The organism is Bacillota bacterium, assembly GCA_040754675.1.
GTDB lineage: Bacteria > Bacillota > Limnochordia > Limnochordales > Geochordaceae > Geochorda.
In genome coordinates this window covers 1-1,711 of record JBFMCJ010000741.1, presented here as the reverse complement: position 1 = coordinate 1,711, position 1,711 = coordinate 1, and the positions used below count along the sequence as shown (strand labels likewise).

Below are 1,711 nucleotides of genomic sequence, written 5' to 3'. Positions count from 1 at the left end.
GCCGGGTGGCACCTTGCGCATGGGTGTCGTGCACTCCGCCTGCCCTCGCGAGGCCGGTGAGCTGGCGGAAAAGGTAAGAGAGAGATTTGTGCCCGACGAACTGGTGGTATCGGAATTGACGCCGGTAATGGGTGCTCATGCCGGGCCGGGAGTGCTCGGGGTGGCCTTTTACCGCGACTGGTGCTGCGGGTCCGACTGGGAGTTACCGTCTGCCGGCGAGCGGCGGTGCCCTGCCGCGGTTCCCCAGGCGGGTGCCGGACGCGCCGTAACGCGGTGGCCCTGGGGCAGGCAGGAAAGTCCCTGTCGTTGGTCGAAGCAGTCGAATATAGGCATGGAAGCAACCGGGTCCGTTCGGGGCGTGGGTGCGGGGAGCTTGAGTAGGTGGCAGCGGGGGTGGGACTGAAAATACGGCGCTGTGTTCGAAGGTGGGTGCAGAGGCCGTTTCCTGGTGAGAGTCGGCGGGCCGATTTGTGTCGGGAGGCGAACTGACCCGGAGACCTGCAAGTGCAAGGAGGTGCCAGGATGCGCAAGCTGGTGAGGGTCAATATGACCCAGCGGACCGTGACTCTGGAGGATTTGCCCGAGAAGTACCGGTTCATGGGTGGGCGCTGGCTGACGTCGGCCCTGGTGGCCAATGAGGTGCCTCCCACGTGCCATCCCCTGGGGCCCAATAACCGGCTGGTGGTGGCCCCCGGCATGGTGACGGGGACGGCGGCTCCCAGTTCGGGGCGTGTGTCGGTGGGAGGCAAGTCTCCGCTCACCGGCGGCATCAAAGAGTCGAATGCGGGCACGCCCGTAGCGCAGAGCCTTGCCAGGCTGGGAATCGCGGCTGTGGTGGTAGAAGGACAGCCCCGGGAAAAGGGAGCGTTTGTCCTGAGGGTGGGCAAGGACGGAGGGGTACTTGAGCCGGCGGGGGACCTGGCGGGCCTGGGCATGTACGAGTTTGCTTCGCGTGTGCGGCAACGGTTTGGGGAGGTGGGCTTCATCGCCACCGGGCCAGCGGGTGAAAAGGGTATGGCCATGGCGGGGGTATGCTTCAACGACACCGAGTTTCGGCCGTCCCGCTATGCGGGCCGGGGCGGGCTGGGTGCCGTCATGGCGGCAAGGGGCCTGAAGGCCATCCTGGTGGACGATCAAGGTGCGCCGGGCGTTTCGCTTGCTAACCCGGATCTGTTCCGCCAGGGCCAGAGGAAACTCGCCGACGCCCTGCGCGAGCACCCCATCACCCGCCCGGGCGGCACTCTCAACTCCTTCGGCACGGCTGCCCTCATCAACGTGCTGAACGAGGCAGGAGGTCTGCCCACCCGGAACTTCAGTTCCGGCCGGTTCGAAGGAGCTGGGAGAATTGCCGGTGAGACCATCGCGGAAACGGTGAAGGCGCGGGGCGGGCAGGGCAGGATGGGGCACGGTTGCCACCCAGGGTGCGTGATCCAGTGCAGCAACATCTGGGCAAGGCCGGACGGGTCGGAGCACGTTTCCTGCCTGGAGTACGAATCGGTGTGGGCGCTGGGCGCCGATTGTGGTATAGACGACCTGGACGCCATAGCCGAGCTCATCTGGATCTGCAACGATAGCGGCCTTGACACCATCGAAGCGGGAGTCACGCTGGGGGTGGCCATGGAAGCGGGTCTGCTGCCTTTCGGCGATGCCAGGACGGCTGTGGAGTTACTGAAGGAATGCGGCCGGGGGACGCCGCTGGGGCGCATCCTGG

The 1,711-nt window shown here is 66.2% G+C and carries 2 protein-coding genes; both read left to right on the top strand.

Annotated features, from left to right (window positions below; genetic code table 11):
• The coding region (locus tag AB1609_23130; protein MEW6049329.1) for a DegV family protein at positions 1-403 on the top strand (403 nt) is incomplete at its 5' end.
• Between the two features lie 119 nt (positions 404-522).
• A partial coding sequence (locus tag AB1609_23125) for an aldehyde ferredoxin oxidoreductase N-terminal domain-containing protein (protein MEW6049328.1) occupies positions 523-1,711 on the top strand: 1,189 nt, incomplete at its 3' end.